General features: G+C 69.4%; 16 protein-coding genes. 4 read left to right on the plus strand and 12 right to left on the minus strand.

Features of this window, described 5'->3' with window-relative positions:
* Positions 1-156: 156 nt before the first annotated feature.
* From HALOF300_RS04650 to HALOF300_RS04660, 3 genes are read right to left on the minus strand one after another with little or no spacing between them, the layout of a single operon-like run.
* Positions 157-1,176, minus strand: a complete 1,020-nt coding sequence (locus tag HALOF300_RS04650) for a Gfo/Idh/MocA family protein (protein ID WP_156739751.1) — start codon at positions 1,174-1,176, stop codon at positions 157-159.
* Positions 1,173-2,201, minus strand: coding sequence for a Gfo/Idh/MocA family protein (locus tag HALOF300_RS04655; protein WP_231955016.1), 1,029 nt, complete (start codon positions 2,199-2,201; stop codon positions 1,173-1,175). Before HALOF300_RS04655 ends, HALOF300_RS04650 begins: the two co-directional genes overlap by 4 nt.
* A complete protein-coding gene (locus tag HALOF300_RS04660) occupies positions 2,198-3,373 on the minus strand; it encodes an ROK family transcriptional regulator (protein ID WP_156739755.1) in 1,176 nt (391 codons plus the stop codon). The genes HALOF300_RS04655 and HALOF300_RS04660 overlap by 4 nt, the downstream gene beginning before the upstream one ends.
* 139 nt (positions 3,374-3,512) lie before the next feature.
* Between HALOF300_RS04660 and HALOF300_RS04665 the strand changes: the two genes are divergently transcribed.
* Positions 3,513-4,748, plus strand: a complete 1,236-nt coding sequence (locus tag HALOF300_RS04665; protein WP_231955017.1) for an integrase — start codon at positions 3,513-3,515, stop codon at positions 4,746-4,748.
* Positions 4,749-4,832: 84 nt separating this feature from the next.
* On the opposite strand, the gene HALOF300_RS04670 is transcribed toward HALOF300_RS04665, so the two are convergent.
* Positions 4,833-6,005 (minus strand): epoxide hydrolase family protein, encoded by a 1,173-nt coding sequence (locus HALOF300_RS04670; protein WP_156739757.1) that lies wholly within the window; start codon positions 6,003-6,005, stop codon positions 4,833-4,835.
* Between the two features lie 100 nt (positions 6,006-6,105).
* Here HALOF300_RS04670 and HALOF300_RS04675 point away from each other — a divergent pair, with 100 nt between their 5' ends.
* Positions 6,106-6,681 carry a CGNR zinc finger domain-containing protein gene (locus tag HALOF300_RS04675; protein WP_156739759.1) on the plus strand — a complete coding sequence of 192 codons (576 nt, stop codon included), beginning with the start codon at positions 6,106-6,108 and terminating at the stop codon, positions 6,679-6,681.
* A gap of 14 nt (positions 6,682-6,695) precedes the next feature.
* Here the strand turns inward: HALOF300_RS04675 and HALOF300_RS04680 are convergent, their stop codons facing one another.
* Complete coding sequence (locus tag HALOF300_RS04680; RefSeq protein WP_156739761.1) at positions 6,696-7,358, minus strand: Type 1 glutamine amidotransferase-like domain-containing protein; 663 nt, start codon at positions 7,356-7,358, stop codon at positions 6,696-6,698.
* 99 nt (positions 7,359-7,457) lie between these two features.
* Complete coding sequence (map, locus tag HALOF300_RS04685) at positions 7,458-8,249, minus strand: type I methionyl aminopeptidase (protein ID WP_156739763.1); 792 nt, start codon at positions 8,247-8,249, stop codon at positions 7,458-7,460.
* A gap of 66 nt (positions 8,250-8,315) precedes the next feature.
* Here map and HALOF300_RS04690 point away from each other — a divergent pair, with 66 nt between their 5' ends.
* The gene (locus HALOF300_RS04690; protein ID WP_156739764.1) at positions 8,316-8,612 is read left to right on the plus strand and encodes a helix-turn-helix transcriptional regulator; all 297 of its coding nucleotides are present in this window, start codon (positions 8,316-8,318) and stop codon (positions 8,610-8,612) included.
* A gap of 6 nt (positions 8,613-8,618) precedes the next feature.
* On the opposite strand, the gene HALOF300_RS04695 is transcribed toward HALOF300_RS04690, so the two are convergent.
* Positions 8,619-10,040, minus strand: coding sequence for an MFS transporter (locus HALOF300_RS04695; protein ID WP_156739766.1), 1,422 nt, complete (start codon positions 10,038-10,040; stop codon positions 8,619-8,621).
* Between the two features lie 102 nt (positions 10,041-10,142).
* Between HALOF300_RS04695 and HALOF300_RS04700 the strand changes: the two genes are divergently transcribed.
* On the plus strand, positions 10,143-11,141 hold the full coding sequence (locus HALOF300_RS04700) for a magnesium and cobalt transport protein CorA (protein ID WP_156739768.1): 999 nt from the start codon (positions 10,143-10,145) through the stop codon (positions 11,139-11,141).
* 6 nt (positions 11,142-11,147) lie between these two features.
* Here the strand turns inward: HALOF300_RS04700 and HALOF300_RS04705 are convergent, their stop codons facing one another.
* From HALOF300_RS04705 to HALOF300_RS04725, 5 genes are all read right to left on the minus strand, one after another.
* The gene (locus tag HALOF300_RS04705; RefSeq protein ID WP_156739770.1) at positions 11,148-13,238 is read right to left on the minus strand and encodes a beta-galactosidase; all 2,091 of its coding nucleotides are present in this window, start codon (positions 13,236-13,238) and stop codon (positions 11,148-11,150) included.
* On the minus strand, positions 13,231-13,917 hold the full coding sequence (locus HALOF300_RS04710; protein WP_197522312.1) for a DUF624 domain-containing protein: 687 nt from the start codon (positions 13,915-13,917) through the stop codon (positions 13,231-13,233). Before HALOF300_RS04710 ends, HALOF300_RS04705 begins: the two co-directional genes overlap by 8 nt.
* Before the next feature lie 130 nt (positions 13,918-14,047).
* Entirely contained in the window at positions 14,048-15,718 is a 1,671-nt protein-coding gene (locus HALOF300_RS04715; protein WP_156739774.1) for an ABC transporter substrate-binding protein, read from the minus strand.
* Positions 15,719-15,788: 70 nt separating this feature from the next.
* Positions 15,789-16,715: a carbohydrate ABC transporter permease gene (locus HALOF300_RS04720; protein WP_156739775.1), complete on the minus strand. Its 927-nt coding sequence runs from the start codon at positions 16,713-16,715 to the stop codon at positions 15,789-15,791.
* The gene (locus HALOF300_RS04725; protein WP_156739971.1) at positions 16,709-17,719 is read right to left on the minus strand and encodes an ABC transporter permease; all 1,011 of its coding nucleotides are present in this window, start codon (positions 17,717-17,719) and stop codon (positions 16,709-16,711) included. Before HALOF300_RS04725 ends, HALOF300_RS04720 begins: the two co-directional genes overlap by 7 nt.
* Position 17,720 lies beyond the last annotated feature (1 nt).

The following is a 17,720-nucleotide window of genomic DNA, read 5'->3' on the forward strand; positions in this document are numbered from 1 at the left end:
GGAAATGCCGGGTGGCGGCAGGCGTGCCTCATCAGTGCGTGCACGTGGCCTCAAGCGACGCCCCGGTGACAATGCCCGCGCAGCGGCAGTCGTGCCTCATAAGTGCGTGCACGTGCCGCCGGCGGAGCGGGGGATCCGGAATCGTCGAAACGGTGCTCAGAGCCGTACGGATGCTCCGGTACGGACCGAGTCGTATGCCGCCTGCACGATCCGCACCGTGCGCAGCCCGGAGCGCCCGTCGGGCTGCGGAGCGCGGTCCTCGGCGATCGAGTCGAGGAACTCGGAGATCATCGCGGCGTCCGGGTCGGTGCCGTAGGGAATCCACAGATTGTTGCCATGGGCCTGCGAGTGTCCGTCGACGCGGGTGTTGAACGCATCCATGTCGGCGATGCCATGGTCACCGGTCAGCTGGAGCGTCAGCCCGCCCCACGTCGGGTAGGAGTCCGGCCTTGACCAGCTGCAGTCGATTGTGACGACCGCGCCGCCGTCGAGCTCGATCGAGACGAGGCCACCGGTCTCGACGCCGACGTCACCGTGCAGGACCGTGTTGCTGACGGCGTAGACACTGCGGGCGGCGACACCGTCGAAGAGGCTGTCCAGCAGATCGGCCACGTGCACCGTGTGGTCGGTGATCGACCCGCCGCCCGCGAGCTCGGGGTCGACGAGCCAGGAGCGGTCGCCCTTTGGCAGTTTGCCGTTGTTGGTTCCGACCACCGCGCGGACCTCGCCGAGGGTGCCCGCGTCGTAGGCCTGCTTGAGTGCTGTGAACGCCGTCGAGAACCGCACGGGGTGGGCGACCATCAGGTTGACGCCCGCTGCCTCGCAGGCCGCGACCATCCCCTCGGCATCGGGCACCGACGTGGCGAGGGGCTTCTCGCACAGCACGTGTGCGCCGTGCGCCGCCGCCTGCTCGACCAGCGCACGGTGCCGGACGTTCTCCGCGCAGATGACGACGGCATCCGGTTCCCACTCCCAGACCGCCTCGTAGGTCTCGAGGTAGCGGACGCCGAGCTGCGCGGCCAGGTCGCGCCCGCCGCTCTCGCCGGCCGGGCGCTCACCGTGGTCGGGGTCTGTGGCGACGAGCTCGATGTCCTCACGTCCGGTCAGGGCCCTCACGTACGACACCGCGTGCGGGTGGGCGAAGGACAGCACCGCGATCTTCGCGACGGTGGTCATGCCGCGACTCCGACGTTCTCGATCGATGCGACGGTGACTGGCTGCCCGGTCCGCACCGACGTTATCGCGGCCTCGGCGATCAGGATCGCCGCCAGCCCGTCCTCCGCGCTGACCCGTGGTGGGTCGCCACCCATGAAGGCTCGGGCGATCTCACCCAGCTCCAGCTCGAAAGGGCTGATGCCGGTGACGTCGGGCAGCAGGCCGGTCCCGGCCGCGCACTCGTGGCGGATGCCGCCGTCGATGACGAGCGGTTTGTGCTCGCCGGAGTCGTGCCGCAGGATGCCGTCGCTGCCGGCGATCTCGAACGTGGTCCGGAACGCTGTGCCGGGCTGCGCCCACGTGCCCGCGGCATGGGAGATCGCGCCGTTGACGTGCTGCAGGACCACATGCGCGCTCACGACGCCGTCCGTGCCCGGACCGATGCGAGCCTGTCGCGCGAACACGGTGTCGACGGGGCCGGCGTTCCAGCAGGCGAAGTCGAGGTCGTGGATCATCTGGTCGAGGACCACTCCGCCGGAGGACTCGGGGTCGTGGAACCAGTCGGGGCCGGGTCGGGAGCCGGTCCGTGTGAAGCGCTGGACCGCGACCGCGCCGACCGTGCCGGCGGCCACCGCGCGGTGGGTCGCCTCGTACTCGCTGAAGTAGCGCACCACGTGACCGGGGTACAGCTGCACGCCCGCGGCGCGGCAGGCCTCGATCGCGCGCCGGGCGTCGGCCGAGGTGCGCGCCAACGGCTTCTCGCAGAACACGTGCTTGCCGGCCGCCGCGGCCGCCTCGATGTAGCCGAGATGCGACGGGGTCGGCGTGACGATGTCGACGACGTCGACGAGGTCGAGCAGTTCCTCGAGCGAGCCGACGGCAACGCCTCCGTGCCTCGCCGCGAGAACCTCCGCCCCGACCGTGGAGAAGTGGCTCACCGCTGCGCCGAGGTTCAGCCAGGCCGGCAGGTGGGCACCGGCGATGCCTCCGGCGCCGATCATGCCGACCCGCAGCGGGGGCGCCGGAGGGTGGACGGGAACGGTCACGAGCATTCCTTCTCTCGAGGGTCTGGGGTCTGGGCCGTGATCACGGCGTCGACCCACGGGTCAGCGGCGGCTGCGGTGAGCTGGGCTCGTCGAACGCCACCCAGCGCCACGGCGGAGTCGGTGAGCGCGGACAAGGTGAGCGGTGTGCGCCAGCCGCGCGGATCGGCATCGGATGCGAGATGGGTGCGCAACCCCTCGATGACCTGTTCGCCGCCGCCGGCCAGGCCGCCACCGATGACCACGACCTCGGGGTCCAGCACTGCGGTCATGAACCGGATCGTGCGGGCGAGCTCCGCGCAGTAGCGATCGACGCGGATCTGGCTGTCGACCTCGCCGGCGCCGGCCTTGGCGAAGACTGCGGCGACCTGGGTGCTGCTCGCCGAGGGGTCGCCGAGCAGCACCCCGGGGGTGTCGAAGAACAACTCGGGCACCGAGCCGATCTCGCCGGCCTCGCCATGGCGACCCGTCACGATCTCGCCGTCGATCATGATCGATGCTCGCGCGCGCCAGCCGGCGAGGAGGTACAGGACGTCGCGGTGGTTCCGCGCCGATCCTCGCCACTGCTCGGCCAGCGCCGCGAGGTTGGCGTCGTTGACGAGCTCGACCTCGACGCCGCTCCATTCGGCGAGCTGGGCGCGGATGTCGGTGCTGCTCCACCGGGGGACCACCACCGACCGAGTCAGGCGACCCTCGCGATCCACGACCCCGGGGACGCCGACGGCGAGGGACCGCAACTGATCGACCCTGATCCCCAGGTCGTCGGTCGCCTCCTGTATGGCTCGCTGGACCAGGTCGAGGAGTTCGGCGCCGTCCGTGCCGCTGGGCACCGCGGCCCGGTGGGTGACGCGGATGGTGCCGCAGATGTCGGCGATCATCACCAGGATCTCGTGCCTGCCGACGTCGACGCCGGCCACGAACGCCGCGTCGGGGTCGATCGTGTAGCTGCGGGCCGGTCGTCCGGCGCTGCGGGCGCGTTCGGTGTTGCCGTCGGTCTCGCCCGGCTCCTGTTGCCGGATCATGCCCGTCGCGACGAGCTCGGCGAGGATGACCTCGAGCGTGGGTCGGGAGAGCCCGGCGGTGCCCCGAAGCTCGGTAACGCTCGCCGGGCCGCCGGTGGCCAGGACGCGCAGAACCGCGGAGGTGTTGGCTCGGCGCTGTAGGTCTTGCGACATGGGCAATACGCTAAGCCTATTGACGAAAGTCCGCAAGGGTGCGACGATCCTGCCGAAATGATGCCCGTGTAGCGACGGTCGTGCCTGAACGTGTGTGCACGCGTAGCCGGAACGCTGGAGGGCATGGATCGGGGCTGTCGTGTCGACACGAGCGCAGATCACGGCTACGTACGCGAGGGCGTATCGGACCTCCTCGAGGGCCGTGAAGTCGCGACTGCTGGACGAGGTTGTCGCGGTGACCGGGTGGTCAAGGGACAACGCTCGGCGTCGGCTGGCGCAGGCGGTGCAGCCTCGCCCGGTTCGGTCCCGGCCGGGTCGGCCGCGGAAGTTCTCCGCGGACGCGGTCGCGGTGCTTGAGCGGGTCTGGGGGATCAGCGGTGGCAGTTGTGGGAAGTATCTGGCGCCCGCGATGGTGCCTCTGCTGGACGCCTTGGAGACGCACGGCGAACTTGTCGACGGCGAGCGCAACTACTCGGCCGAGGTGCGCGCGCAGCTGGTGGCGATGAGCGCGGCCACGATCGACCGTTACCTGGCGGCACCGAAAGCGCGTGCCGCGTCGAGTGGCACCGCTGCGACCAGGCCCGGGACGCTGCTGCGGAACTCGATCAGCGTCCGCCGGGCCGGTGACGAAGTCGAGGCCGACCCAGGGTTCTTCGAGGCCGACACGGTCGCGCACGGCGGGCCGTGCCTCGAGGGCGAGTTCGCCCGGACCGTGAACCTGACCGACACGCTCACCGGGTGGGTGTTCACCACCTCGATCCGTAGCAACGCCCGGGTGCAACTGATCGCCGCGCTCGACCGCGCCGTGACGGCGATCCCGTTCGAGGTGGTCGGTCTGGGCTGCGAGGCGGCGTCCGAGTTCGTCGACCAGGACGTGATCGCCTGGGCCGCTGGGCGCGATGTCCACTTCACCGGATCCCGCCCCGACCGCATGAACGACCCAGCTGCCGTCGGGTCCAGGAACAACCACCTGGTGCGCCGTTACGCCTTCGACTTTCGCTACGAGGGCCCTGAGGCCATGGCCATGCTGAACCGGCTCTGGCCGCTGGTCAATGACCGGTTGAACTATTTCACCCCGACGAAGAAGCCGACCGGCTGGGTCACCACCGGCACCGGACGACGACGCCGGAACTATGACAGTCCGCGCACCCCGCTGGAGCGGCTCCTGGAGGCCGGGACGATCTCACCAGCGCAGGCCGCGGAACTCCGCGCCCGCCGTGCGGCGATCAATCCCGCCGAGCTCGCCCGGGACATCCGACGCATCCAGGACCGACTCGCCGCGATCGCCAGGCGTCCGACCCAGGATCTCGCTGACAGCCTCGTCGAACCGATACCGGACACCGTCCGCGGCGTCCGCACCCGCCGCACCGCATGACCCGACATCGCGGGCGCCCACTTGTGCGGCACGACCACCGGCGCCGGGGACTGATGGTGCCTCAGTGTCGGCGCCCGGCCGCGCTCACCGACCGGCGGCCAGCACTGCCGCGAGACCCTCCTGCAGGTCATTGACGAAGTAGCCGGGTACCTCCAGCGACGGGAAGTGTCCCCCGCGTGCGGGCGACCTCCATCGGACGATCCGTCGGTAGCGTTCCTGGGCCCAGGCGCGTGGATACTTCTCGATGTCGCGGGGGTACATGGTGATCGCGGCCGGGACGTCGACCCGAAGGTCGGGGTCGAGCGAGTTGTGGCTCTCGTAGTAGATGCGGGCCGACGATGCGCCGGACCGGGTCAGCCAGTACAGGGTCACATCGTCAAGCACGCGGTCCCTGGAGATCGTCTCGAACGGGCTGTCGGAGGTATCCGACCACTCGGCGAACTTGTCGAGGATCCACGCAAGGAGCCCGACCGGTGAGTCGACCAGCGAATAGCCGATGGTCTGCGGTCGCGTGGCCTGCTGCTTCGCGTACGCCGCGCGATGGTGCCAGAAGTCGCGGGTCTCCTCGGTCCACGTGCGCTCGAGGGCTGTCAGTCCGTCCGTGGTCAGCCCGGGCGGTCCCTCCGCGAATGTCGTGTGGATGCCGAGAACGTGCGCCGGGAACCTGCCACCGAGGACCGTGGTGATGTTGCCTCCCCAGTCGCCGCCATGGGCGGCGAACCTGCCGTAGCCAAGCCTTCCCATCAGCTCCACCCAGGCGGCCGCGATCTTCTCCGTCCCCCACCCGGTGGTGGCCGGCTTGTCGCTGTAACCGAAGCCCGGTAGCGACGGAACCACGACGTGGAACGCCGGCGCGTCCGGATCCTTCGGATCTGCGAGCTCGTCCACGACATCGATGAACTCGGCAATGCTGCCCGGCCAACCGTGCGTCAGGACCAGCGGCGTCGCGTCGGCGCGCGCGGACCGGCGGTGCAGGAAGTGGATTGCCAGACCATCGATGGTCGTGCGGAACTGGCCGACCCGGTTGAGGCGCTCCTCGAACGAGCGCCAGTCGTACCCGCTGCGCCAGTAGTCCACGACGTCGACGAGGTCGGCGAGAGGAACTCCCTGGTCCCACCTGTGCGGGTCGGGCGCGGCCCGTTGGACCGTCTCGGCCTCCGGTAGCCGCGCCGCAGCCAGTCGCGCACGCAGATCGTCGAGATCGGCGTCGGTCGCGTGGGCTTCGAACGCGTGCACGCCATTGGTTGGACGGGGCATTGGACCTCCTGGCCGTCGTGGAACCGATTCTTCACCGAGAACCGGCTCAGACGGTTCTAGCAGGCGATGGAGTCTGCGCGCAACCGGCTAAGGTGGTTCCGTGCGCACCGACATCCCTGACTTCCGCATCGGTAGCGTGCTCGCAACCAGCTTCACGGCGACGCTGACGGAGCGTCAGGGAACCGCTGTGGAGCGCATTCCCGCGCCGCACCGACTCATCGACTGGCTGGCGCTCAACGGCCTCGTCGTGGACTCCTGCACCTGCGCTCAGCTCGACCTCGCTCGGGAACTGAGGGAGGCGATCCATGCCGCAGCGACGGCGGCCGCGATGGGGGGCGCGCTCCCTGCGGCGGCTGTCCGAGTCATCAATGACTGCAGCGCCCAGGGTCGTGCCGCAGCGATCCTGACGCCTGACGGTGAGCGGCGATGGCGGCTGAGCTCGGCCTCCCGCTTGGAAGATGCTCTCGGCGTGATCGCCGCCGACGCGATCAGCATCATCGCGGGCGAGCGAGACGGAAGGCTGGCCCTGTGCGCCTCACCGAGCTGCCGGGCCGCCTTCTTCGACACCAGCCAGAGCCGTACCCGCAGATGGTGTGACATGAACACGTGCGGGAATCGTCAGAAGAAGGCGCGCTTCAACGCCAACCGGCGCAACGGCTCCAGTTCGCCTGAGTGATCCTGACCTGGTCGTCATGACCCGAACTTCGTCCACTCCCCTTCGGAGACCACCTCGACGGCCCCGTCGACGACCTTGATGGCGCTCTGTTCGTCGATGGCGTAGGCCGGCCCGCCGATGCCGGCGGCCCACCGCTGCGCGTCGGCCAGGGTGTTGTGCGGGAACGCGTTCAGGTGCGGGAAGATCGAGAAGTCGACGATGCCCAGGGTGCGGTCGTCCGACGCGGACGGCCACTCGACGAAGTACTCCCCGATCCGGGGGGTCATCACCATGCTTCCGGCGCTCACGCCCACCCAGACCGTGTCCGGCAGGGAGGGCAGCAGTTCGACGAGCCCGGACTCCCGCATCCAGTGGCTCAGGTACGTCGCGTCGCCGCCGTCGACCAGGAGCACGTCGGCCTCCCGGACCCAGGGGACCCACCGCTCGGCACCGATGGTGGGCAGCGCGGCGAGCTCGAGAACGCCGAGCGATGCCCAACCAAGGCCGGTGAAGTACTGGAAGTCGGGTTCGGCGGCGATCAGGCCCCGCACCGATCTCGGGCCGCACATCGGATGACCCCACTGCGCCGTCGGGATGCAGAGGGCGTGACACTCGGCGATCGGCTTGCCGAGAAGCTGCACGAGCGCGGCGTGGATGCTCGGGTTCGTGACGCCGCCCGAGGTGAGCAGGAGTTTCACGGTGCCTCCAGATTTCGCGACGGATGGATGTCCGGTCAGACCCGGGACGGTCCCGGAACTCATCGAAGTCCCGGCAGTACCTTCGTGGCCGTTACGGGCTCATCGAACGGCGGACCGCGGCAGCGTGAGGATCTCGGCCCCGCCGTCGGTGATGGCGATCGTGTGCTCGCTGTGCGCGGTCCGGCATCCGGTCGCGCTCCGGAGTGTCCACCCGTCGGCGTCGGTGACGAGTTCATCGGTGTCGGCCATGACCCACGGCTCCAGCGCGAGCAGCAGTCCGGGGCGCAGCCGGTAGCCACGTCCCGGCCGCCCGGTGTTCGCGACGTGCGGGTCCTGGTGCATCGTCGATCCGATGCCATGGCCCCCGAACTCGGTGTTGATGGAATAGCCGGCCGCGGTCAGGACCGAGCCGATGGCATGGGAGATGTCGCCCAGGCGTGCCCCCGGCTCGGCGGCGGCGATCCCCGCGGTCAGCGCGCGCTCGGTCGCGTCGATCATCGCGACGCTCTCGGCGTCATCCGTGGGGTCGGCATCACCCACGATGAAGCTGATGGCCGCGTCTGCCGCGATGCCACCGTGGGAGACGGCGAGGTCGAGGGTGAGCAGGTCGCCGTCGACGAGCGCGTAGTCGTGCGGCATCCCGTGCAGCACGGCGTCGTTGACCGCCGTGCAGATGTAGTGGCCGAACGGGCCGCGTCCGAACGACGGTGCGTAGTCGACGTAGCAGGACTGCGCCCCGGCCTCGGCGATCATCGCCTCGGTCCACCGGTCGAGGTCCAGGAGGTTCGTGCCGGCCTGGCTCCGGCTCCTCAGCGCCTGCAGGATGTCGGCGACCAGGCCGCCGGTGTGTCGCGCCTTGGCCAGCTCGGCGGGCTTGAGGATCTCGATCATGTGGTGCCTTCCGGACGTTTCCAATAACTATCCCGGCCATATTATCCCGGTACTACTATTGGGGCCATGGTCAGGTTGCCACTCACCCCCGCAGAGGTCGAGCGCGGACGTCGCCTCGGTGCGTTGTTGCGCCGCGCCAGGGGAGCGCGCTCGATGCTCGAGGTCGCGCTCGCCGCGCGCGTCTCACCCGAGACGCTGCGGAAGATCGAGTCGGGCCGCGTCGCGACCCCTGCGTTCTCGACCGTCGCGGCGATCGCCGACGTGCTAGGGCTCTCCCTCGATGTGGTCTGGGCCGAGATCAGCGAACCCGAACGTGGTGCTGAGCCCGCCGGTTCCCGCCGTGCCCGGACGCGCTCGGCCTAGCTCCGCTCAGACCAGGCGTCGCCGCTCGTCGACGACGGCGATCACCAGGGCCACGGCCACGATGACCAGCACCACCCGCAGACTCAGTGACATGGCGTGGTCGTAGTCGCCCGAGGCGGCGAGGGTGGAGAAGAACACGGCGGCGGTGGCGGCCACGCCCACCGAGGTGCCGACACGCTGCCCGGTCTGCAGGGCGCCCGCGGCGACACCCGCGTGGTGCACCGGCACATCGGCGAGGGTGAGGGCCTGGTTCGGGGAGATGACGATGCCGTTGCCGAAACCGGAGATGATCAGGACCGCCGCGATCCACCAGACGATCGATGCGCCGTCGAACAGGCTCACGAGCACGTCGGTGGCCGCGACCCCGATCAGCATCAGCACGATGCCGACGACCACGAGCCGCCGCCCGTACCGGTTCACCCACCGGCCACCGAGCCAGGCCGAGAGCGATCCGGCGAGCGCGAACGGGGTGAGCACCAGCCCGGCCTGCCAGGGCTCGAGCCCCAACCCGTTCTGCAGGTAGAGCGTGGACACCAGGAAGATCCCGGTGAAGCCCCCGAAGTAGGCCATCCCGAGCGTCGCGCCGCGGATGTAGGACGGCGTATGCAGGAGGTCGGTGGTGATCACCGGTTGGCCACCGCGCGCCTCGAGCCGTCGCTCCCACCACCGGAACGTCACCAGGGCGAGCGCGGCCACGACCAGCAGCCACCAGGGTGCGTCGGTGATCGAGCCCTCGGAGACCTGCACGAACGGGAACAGGAAGCTCACCACGGCGATCCCGAGCAGTACGAGTCCGGGCGCGTCCAGGCTCACCTTCGTCCCGCCGTCGCGGGCCGGCCGCACCCGCGGCAGCAGCCGCCAGGCGAGCACCAGCGCGACCAGACCCACCGGGACGTTCACCAGGAAGACCGCCCGCCACCCCTGCTCCGGGCCGAACGCGGCGATCAGCGCGCCGCCCAGCAGCGGACCGACGGCGGTCGAGAAGCCTACGGTGGCACCGAACCAGCCGAACGCGCGGCCGCGGTCGGGCCCGCGGAACAGTTCCTGGATCATCGCGATCACCTGCGGGTTCAGCAGTCCCGCGGCGGCGCCCTGCAGCAGCCGGCCCACGGCCAGCATCGGCGCGGACACCACCAGCCCGCAGAGTGCGCTGGTCAGCACGAACAGCGTCAGCCCGATCAGGAACATCACCCGCCGCCCGAACATGTCCCCGAGCCGGCCGGCGGGCACCAGCACCAGGCCGAACGCGAGCGTGTACCCGGCCACGATCCACTGCAGGTGGGAGGGGCTCGCGGACAGGGCGCCCTCGATCGAGGGCAGCGCGACGTTCACGATGGAGACGTCGAGCAGGGTCATGAAGCCCGCGGTCAGGCAGACCGCGAAGGCCTGCCAGGGACGGCTCACGGCGGCTGGTGGGGTGGTGGGCATCAGGGCTAGGTCTACCACGCAGCCCCGACGCCCGAGTCAGGTGCCCAGCCCGCGACCGGCGTGTCCCTGCCACGCCCACGTGCGGGCACGCACAATGCAGGGGTGCCCCTCATCGACAACGCCGTGTACGTCGACGGCGCCCGGATCGCCGATCCCACCAGCCTGGACCAGACCTTCGAGTACCTGCGCGCCAAGGGCGGGCTCGGCTGGATCGGCCTGCTGCGGCCCACCGACGACGAGTTGACGACCGTGGCGGACGAGTTCGGCCTGCATGCGCTCGCCGTCGAGGATGCGCGCACCGGTCACCAGCGTGCGAAGCTCGAACGGTACGAGGACACGCTCTTCGTGGTGTTGCGGCCGGCCTGGTACGAGGACTCGACCGAGACGGTCGAGTTCGGCGAGCTGCACGTCTTCGTCGGCCACGACTTCGTCGTCACCGTCCGCCATGGTGATGCGCCCGATCTGTCGCAGGTGCGGCGCCGGCTGGAGGCCGAACCGGACCTGCTCGCCCGCGGCGCCGAGGCCGTGCTGTACGCCATCCTCGATGAGGTCGTCGACCAGTACGAGCCGGTCATCCGCGGTGTCGAGAACGACATCGACGAGATCGAGGACGCCCTTTTCAGCGACACCCGGATGGCGCTCTCGAGACGGATCTACGAACTCTCCAGGGAGGTCATCGCCTTCCAGCGGAGCACCCAGCCGCTGGCCGGCATGCTCGACGCGCTCCAGCGCGGCGGCGAGAAGTACGGCGTCGACGTCGAACTGCAGCGCCTCCTGCGCGACGTCGCCGACCACGTCATCCAGGTCACCGACCGCATCGCCTCCTTCCGCGCCATCCTCGCCAATGCGCTCACCGTCAACGCCACGATCGTCACGCAGCGTCAGACCGAGACTGCGCTGGAGCAGAACGACCAGGTGAAGAAGATCTCCGGTTGGGCGGCCATCCTGTTCGGTCCGTCGCTCGTCGGTGCGATCTACGGCATGAACTTCGACCACATGCCCGAGCTGCACTGGGCACTGGGCTATCCCTTCGCGCTCGCCCTCATGGCGGCGACGAGCCTGACCCTGTGGCGCATCTTCAAGTGGCGCAGGTGGATGTAGCGCGTCTTATCCCTCGCGGATCACCAGCACATCCTTGGGCGCGAGCCGCAGCGTCTCACCCGCAGTGATCGACCGTCCGGTGAGCAGCTCGGTGCCGCCGACGTGCGCGGGCACCTCGACCGGTGCGTCGCCGTGCCAGAGCACGAACGTGTGCCGCACGCCGTCGCGCTCACGCACGCTCACCTCGAGGTCCGCGACGTCCGGATACGGCCCGAGCAGCCCGTGCCGGGCGAGCGCCGCCCGCACCACCCACGCGACGCCGTCGGCCGCCAGCTCCGTGCCCACGTACCAGGCCTCGCCCGATCGTCCGGCAGCGTCGACACCGCCCACGGTGCCGCCGGCACCGGCCGCACCGGGCCGGTACCGGGTCACCGCCGGCTCGCCGGCGTAGAAGTCCGCGCCGTACGTGCCGATCACCTCGGCGCCCTCGGGTACGAGGACCTCCATGACCAGCCGGCCGTCGGCGGTGAGCGAGTCGGTGCGGTCCGGCCGGTCGGGATCGGCAAGGGTGACCGGGTTGGCGACCTCCGGGAGTTGCGCGTCCGTCTCGGCCACCCGCACCCCGAACAGAGACGTGAAGCCGGCCGGGTCGTCGCCGAGGAAGGCGTTGTCGTCGATGTCCACCCGCCCGGACAGGAACGACGTGATCACGGTGCCGCCGCGTGCGACCACGGCGGCGAGCCGCTGGGTGAGGTCGCCCTTGATCATGTGCAGCAGCGGCGCGAGCACCACGTCGTAACCGGTCAGGTCCGCGGTGACCGGGACCGCGTCCAGGTCCACGTTCGCCTCCCACAGGGCGCGGTGATAGCCCAGCACCACGTCCGGATAGCGCACGTGCCGGTTCGGGCCGTCGGAGATCTCGGCCGCCCACCAGCTGTCCCAGTCGAACAGCAGCGCCACCCGGGCCGGCGTCCGCGCGCCCAGCACCGCGTCGCCGAGGCGTTCCAGTTCGGCGCCGAGGGTGGCGGCCTCGGTGAACGCGCGGGTGTCCGTCCGTCCGGTGTGGTCGAGCAGGGCGCCGTGGTACTTCTCGCACGCCCCCACGGACTGGCGCATCTGGAAGTACAGCACCGCGTCCGCACCGTGCGCGACCGCCTGCCACGACCACAGCCGCAGCACCCCGGGCCGCTTGACCGGGTTCACGTCGCGGCTCGCGGTGGTGGTCGGGGTCTGCTCCATCACCCAGAACGGGTCGCCGCCCTTCAGCCCGCGCATGAGGTCGTGCGTGAACGCCATCCGGGCCTGGGACTGCTCGTTCGGGGGGTAGTTGTCCCAGGATGCGAGGTCCAGGTGCTCGGCCCAGCGGTGATAGTCGATCGGGCGGTACATGCCCATGAAGTTCGTGGTCACCGGGGTGCTGGCGTCGTGCTCGCGGATCGCGGCCTTCTCGTCGGTGAAGTTGCGCAGCATCGCGTCCGAGGTGAACCGGAGGTAGTCGAGCGTGATGCCCTGGAACGCTGTGTGGTTGGGTCCGCGCCAGTGCTCGGTGAGCGCGCTCGGCGGTTCGATCTCGTCCCAGTCCGTGAACGTGTGCGACCAGAACGTGGCGTTCCAGGCCCGGTTCAGCCGGTCCAGGCTGCCGTACCGCGTCCGCAGCCAGACCCGGAAGGCGGCGGCGCAGTTGCCGCAGTAGCAGGCGCCGCCGTACTCGTTGCCGACGTGCCAGGCGATCAGCCCCGGGGTGCCCGCGTACCGCCGCGCGATCCGTCCCGCCAGTGCGGCCGAGAGACGCTGGAACACCGGTGAGCTCGGGCACGCGCTGTGCCGCTGCCCGTATCCGTGCCGGCGCCCCTCGAAGTCGGTGCGGGTCACCTCCGGGTGCGCCTTCGCGAGCCACGGCGGCAGCGCCCCGGTCGCGGTGGCCAGCACGAGCTGGCGGCCCTCGGCAACGATCCGGGCCACGATCGCATCCAGGACGGTGAAGTCGTAGGTGTCCTCGGCGGTCTGCAGGTGCGCCCACGCGAACACCCCGACGGTGAGGGTGTCGATGCGAGCCAGCCCGAACGCGTGATGGTCCGCCGCCCAGACCTCCTCGGGCCACTGCTCGGGGTTGTAGTCGCCGCCGTAGGCGAGCGCGGACAGCTGGTGGTCAGGCATCGATGAAGTTCTCCTCGAGATGGTCACGGACGGGACGCTCCCCGCGCAGCAACAGCCAGATCAGCGGCGCGGCGGCGAGCACGGGCAGCCAGTCGGAGACGCCGAGGGCGGCGCCCACGATGACCGCGACGAGCGCGGCGACGCCGATGCTCGCCATGGGCTTCGCCGTCAGGTAGTAGATGCTCAGCCGGGCGACGTCCCGGGTGCGCAGCGAGTACAGGGACGAGATCACCACGGCGTGGCCGCCGGCCACGATCAGTCCGAGCCCGACGGCGGCGCTCACCGCCCCGAGGACGGTGCGCAGGGCTGGTGGTCCGGTGACGGCGTCCAGGTTGGTCAGGTTGATGCCGAGCAGGGTCAGGGCGGCGAGCGCGGGCAACCACCAGCGCAGCACGTCCCAGGCGCAGCGCCGGTAGCCGCGCAGGAAGTAGCGGGCCGGCTCGGGGTCGCCGTCGTCGCCGAACGCCCGCCAGGAGTACACGACCGCGCCGGTGGCCGGGCCGAGCGGTACCAGCGCGAGGGCCACCAGCGGGATGTTGCTGGCATCCGGGGCGAGCAGGAGCAGCAGGACCAGGCCGGGCAGCGACGCCAGCACCCAGCACACCTCCAGGACCACGAGCCAGTGGATCGCCGCGGCCGCCCGGGAGATGGGTCGGCTCGAGAACTCACGCTGTGCCATGGACGTCATTGTGTCGCTCCCGGGCGGGTCGGCGGACGGGGGTCGACGGGTCGGGCCACGCGCCGCCGCCCGGCACCGGAGAGGGGTGCCGGGCGGCGCGGAACGCGGGACGACCCGGGGAGAACCGGGGTCAGCCGGTCGTGACGTCGGCGGCCTCGTTCACGAGGGTGACGTACTGGGACATTCCGGCCGCCTCGAGTTCGGCGACGTAGGCATCCCACTCATCGAGCGAGCGCTGACCGAGGATGAACGCGGCCGTGTTCTGCATGACGTTGTCCTGCAGGGCGGTCTGCAGCAGTGATGCCTGCTCGCGCTGCATCTCGTCCATGGTGATCGCCGGTCCACTCGGGGCGACGTCCTTCTCGTTCATCGCGTTCAGGAAGTCCACCACCTCCGGGCGCAGCATGGACTGGACCAGGTCCGCGGTGGCGCCGTGGTTGAGCATCCAGACACCGTTGTGGAAGCCGTAATCGGTGTTCAGCGTCTCGGGAGCTCCTGGGTTCAGGCCGTTGATGTCGATGGTCTCCACCAGGGTGCGGGTGCCGTCGGTGGCCGTGTTGTAGGTCTCGCCCTCCACGCCCCACTTGGCGAACTCGAGGCCCTCGTCGGAGAAGTACAGCCAGTCGACGAACTGCAGCATGGCCACGAAGTTGGGAGAGTCGGCGGCATCGGCCGAGAACGCGATCCCGGACTCGAACCGGCCACCGGTGCTCGCATCCATGATGTTGCCGGCCGGGCCCGCGGGCACGGTCAGGTAACGCACCTCGGCCTCGGTGTTACCGGCGTCCGCGAACGCCTCGCGGTAGCGCAGGATCTCCTGGTCGTTCACGCCGATCGCAGCGGACTGACCGGAGGTGAACTTCGCAATGGCGGCGTCATCCTCCTGCGTGAGCGACTCCGGGTCGAGCAGGCCCCGCTCCACCAGGTCGGCGAAGTACGTGACCAGGTCCCGATAGCCGTCGGAGGCACCGGTGTAGACGTACTCCTCGGCCTCGGGGTCCCAGATGACGCCGTCGCCGTAGCCCCAGCCCGCCTCGGTCCCGAAGTTGCCGGACGCCGCCTGGAGGGTGGCCTCCAGCGGGCCGTTCGCGGACCAGCGGTCGGAGTAGGGGTAGGCGAGGTCGGGGAAGGCCTCGTTCACGATCTCCAGCTGCTCGGTGAACTCCTCCCAGGTCTCGGGGTCCTCGGTGATCCCCGCTGCCTCCCACAGGTCGGCCCGGATCGCGATCGAGTAGGCCGGCTTCGGGTTCTCGTGCAAGCCGGGCAGCAGGTAGTAGTTGCCATCCTCCTGGCGGAGCAGGTCGAGGTCCTCCTGCAGGCCCCATTCCTCAACCTTCTCGGCGAAGTTCGGCAGGTAGTCGAGGTACTCGGAGATCGGTAGCACGGCGCCGCTGCCGGTGAACGGCTGGATGTCCGCGTTGTACGTGGACGGGATCAGCATCGGGGCGTCACCGGCGCTGATCAGCAGCGAGCGGCGGTCGCCCCAGTCCGAGAGCGGCACGTTCACGAAGTCGAACGTGACGTTGTTGTCCGCCTCGAGGTGCTGCAGGATCGACCAGTCCTCATTGAACGGGTAGTTCGGGTGGTCGCGGTAGAGCAGGGAGAACTCGATCGGCTCGGTGGCCACGAACGTGGTGCCGACGCCGTAGTCCTCCATCGCGCCGACCATGTTGTCGTCGAGCGCGCCCGGCTCCGGGCCGTTCTCGCCCTCGTCGCCGCCGTCCGAGCTGCACGCTGCGAGTGTGATGGCCAGTGCCGCGGTCAACAGGCCGGCGGCGGCCTTCCTTGCATTCCTACTCATTGTTTCCTCCGGGGTTGAACGTCGTCGTCCACGACGGGTTGGGACTTGCGGTTGGGGATTCGGACGTGACTCAGCCCTTGACCGAGCCGAGCATCACGCCCGAGACGAAGTACTTCTGGATGAACGGGTAGAGACAGATGATCGGAAGCACGGTGAGCACCATCGTCACGGACTGCACATTGGCGGCGATCTGCGCGCCGTCGGAGCCCAGGCCCTCGGTGCCGGTGGCGGCGGCGAGCAGGTTCCGTAGATAGACCGTGACCGGGTACAGCTCGGCCCGGTCCAGGTACAGGAAGGCGCTGAACCACGAGTTCCAGAACGCCACCGCGTAGAACAGGACCATGGTCGCCAGGACCGCCTTGCTCAGCGGGATCACGATCCGGAAGAACACTCCGTAGGTGGACAGGCCGTCGATCGCGGCCGCCTCCTCGAGCTCGGTGGGGAAGTTCTCGAAGAACGACTTCATGATCAGCAGGTTGAAGACGCTGATCGCGTTCGGGATGACGATCGCCCAGATCGTGTTCTTGAATCCGAGCTCGTTGATCAGCAGGTAGTTCGGGATCAGACCGCCGCTGAAGAACATCGTGAACACGGCGAGCCCGATGAAGAACTGGCGCCCCTTCAGTTCCTTGCGGGAGATCGCGTACGCGAACGTGGTGGTCATCGCGATGGCGATGGCGGTGGCCACCACGGTGTAGATGACCGTGTTCTTGTAGTTGATCCAGAACATGTCGTCGCTCAGCACCGCCGCGAAGGTGGTGATGTTGAACCCGCGGGGGATCAGGTTCACCTGGCCCGCGATGATGAACCCCTCCGAGCTGAACGCCTTTGCGACCAGGTTGATGAAGGGGTACAGCGTGAGCGCACAGATGAGGGTGAGCACCACCACGTTCGCCACGCTGAACGCCCTGTACCCGCGGGTGTCCTTGATGGTGGTCGTGGACCGGCGCACGGCCGCCACGTCCGGGACGGCCTGGATCGGATCGGTGGTCACCACAGGGAGCTCCCGACGACTCGACGCGAGATCGCGTTGGCGGACATGACGAGGGTGAGGCCGATGAGTGCCTCGAACAGGCCGATGGCCGTGGAGTAGGAGTAGCTCCCGGACTGGATGCCGACCCGGTAGAGGTACGTGGAGATCACATCCGCAGTCGAGAAGATCAGCGGGTTGTACAGGAGCAGGACCTTCTCGAACCCGACCGCCATGAACGTGCCGATGTTCAGGATCAGCAGCACCACCATCGTCGGGCGGATGCCGGGCAGCGTGATGTGCCAGGTCTGGCGCCACCTGTTCGCACCGTCGATCCGGGCCGCCTCGTACAGCTGGTCGTCGATCGTGGTCAACGCAGCCAGGTAGAGGATCGTGCCCCAACCGACCGTCTGCCAGATCTCGGACGAGACGTAGATCGGCCGGAACCAGGAGGGCTCCTGCATGAACGAGATCTGCTCCGCGCCGATCGCACCGAGGATCTGGTTGATGGTGCCGTTCAGTGACGTCAGCTGGAGCACGATGCCGGCCACGATGACGATCGACATGAAGTGCGGCAGGTAGGTCACGGTCTGCACGAACCGCTTGAGCTTGCGCGAGCGCAGTTCGTTGAGCAGCAGTGCGAGGATGACCGGCAGCGGGAACACGATGATCAGGGTCAGCGCGCCGAGGATCAGGGTGTTGGTGAAGACCCGCCAGAAGGTCGGGTCGTTGATGAACATCTCGATGTAGTACAGGCCCACCCACTCGTCGCCGAACATCGAGCCGCCCGGTCGGAACCGGCGGAACGCGATGACGTTCCCGAGCATCGGCACGTACCGGAAGATGATCAGGAAGACGACGGGCAGCACGAGGAACGTGTACAGGCGCCAGTCCTTGCGGAGCGCCTGCCGCCACGTCACCTTGCCGCCGCCTGGGCGGCGGGCGCCGGTGCGGGCGGGCGGCGGTTTCTCGACGGCGACGGCTCCTCCGGCCGTCGCGGGTGCGCTCTCGGGGGCGAGCGGGTCCCGGATC

It is taken from the genome of Occultella aeris (genome assembly GCF_902703175.1).
GTDB lineage: Bacteria > Actinomycetota > Actinomycetes > Actinomycetales > Beutenbergiaceae > Occultella > Occultella aeris.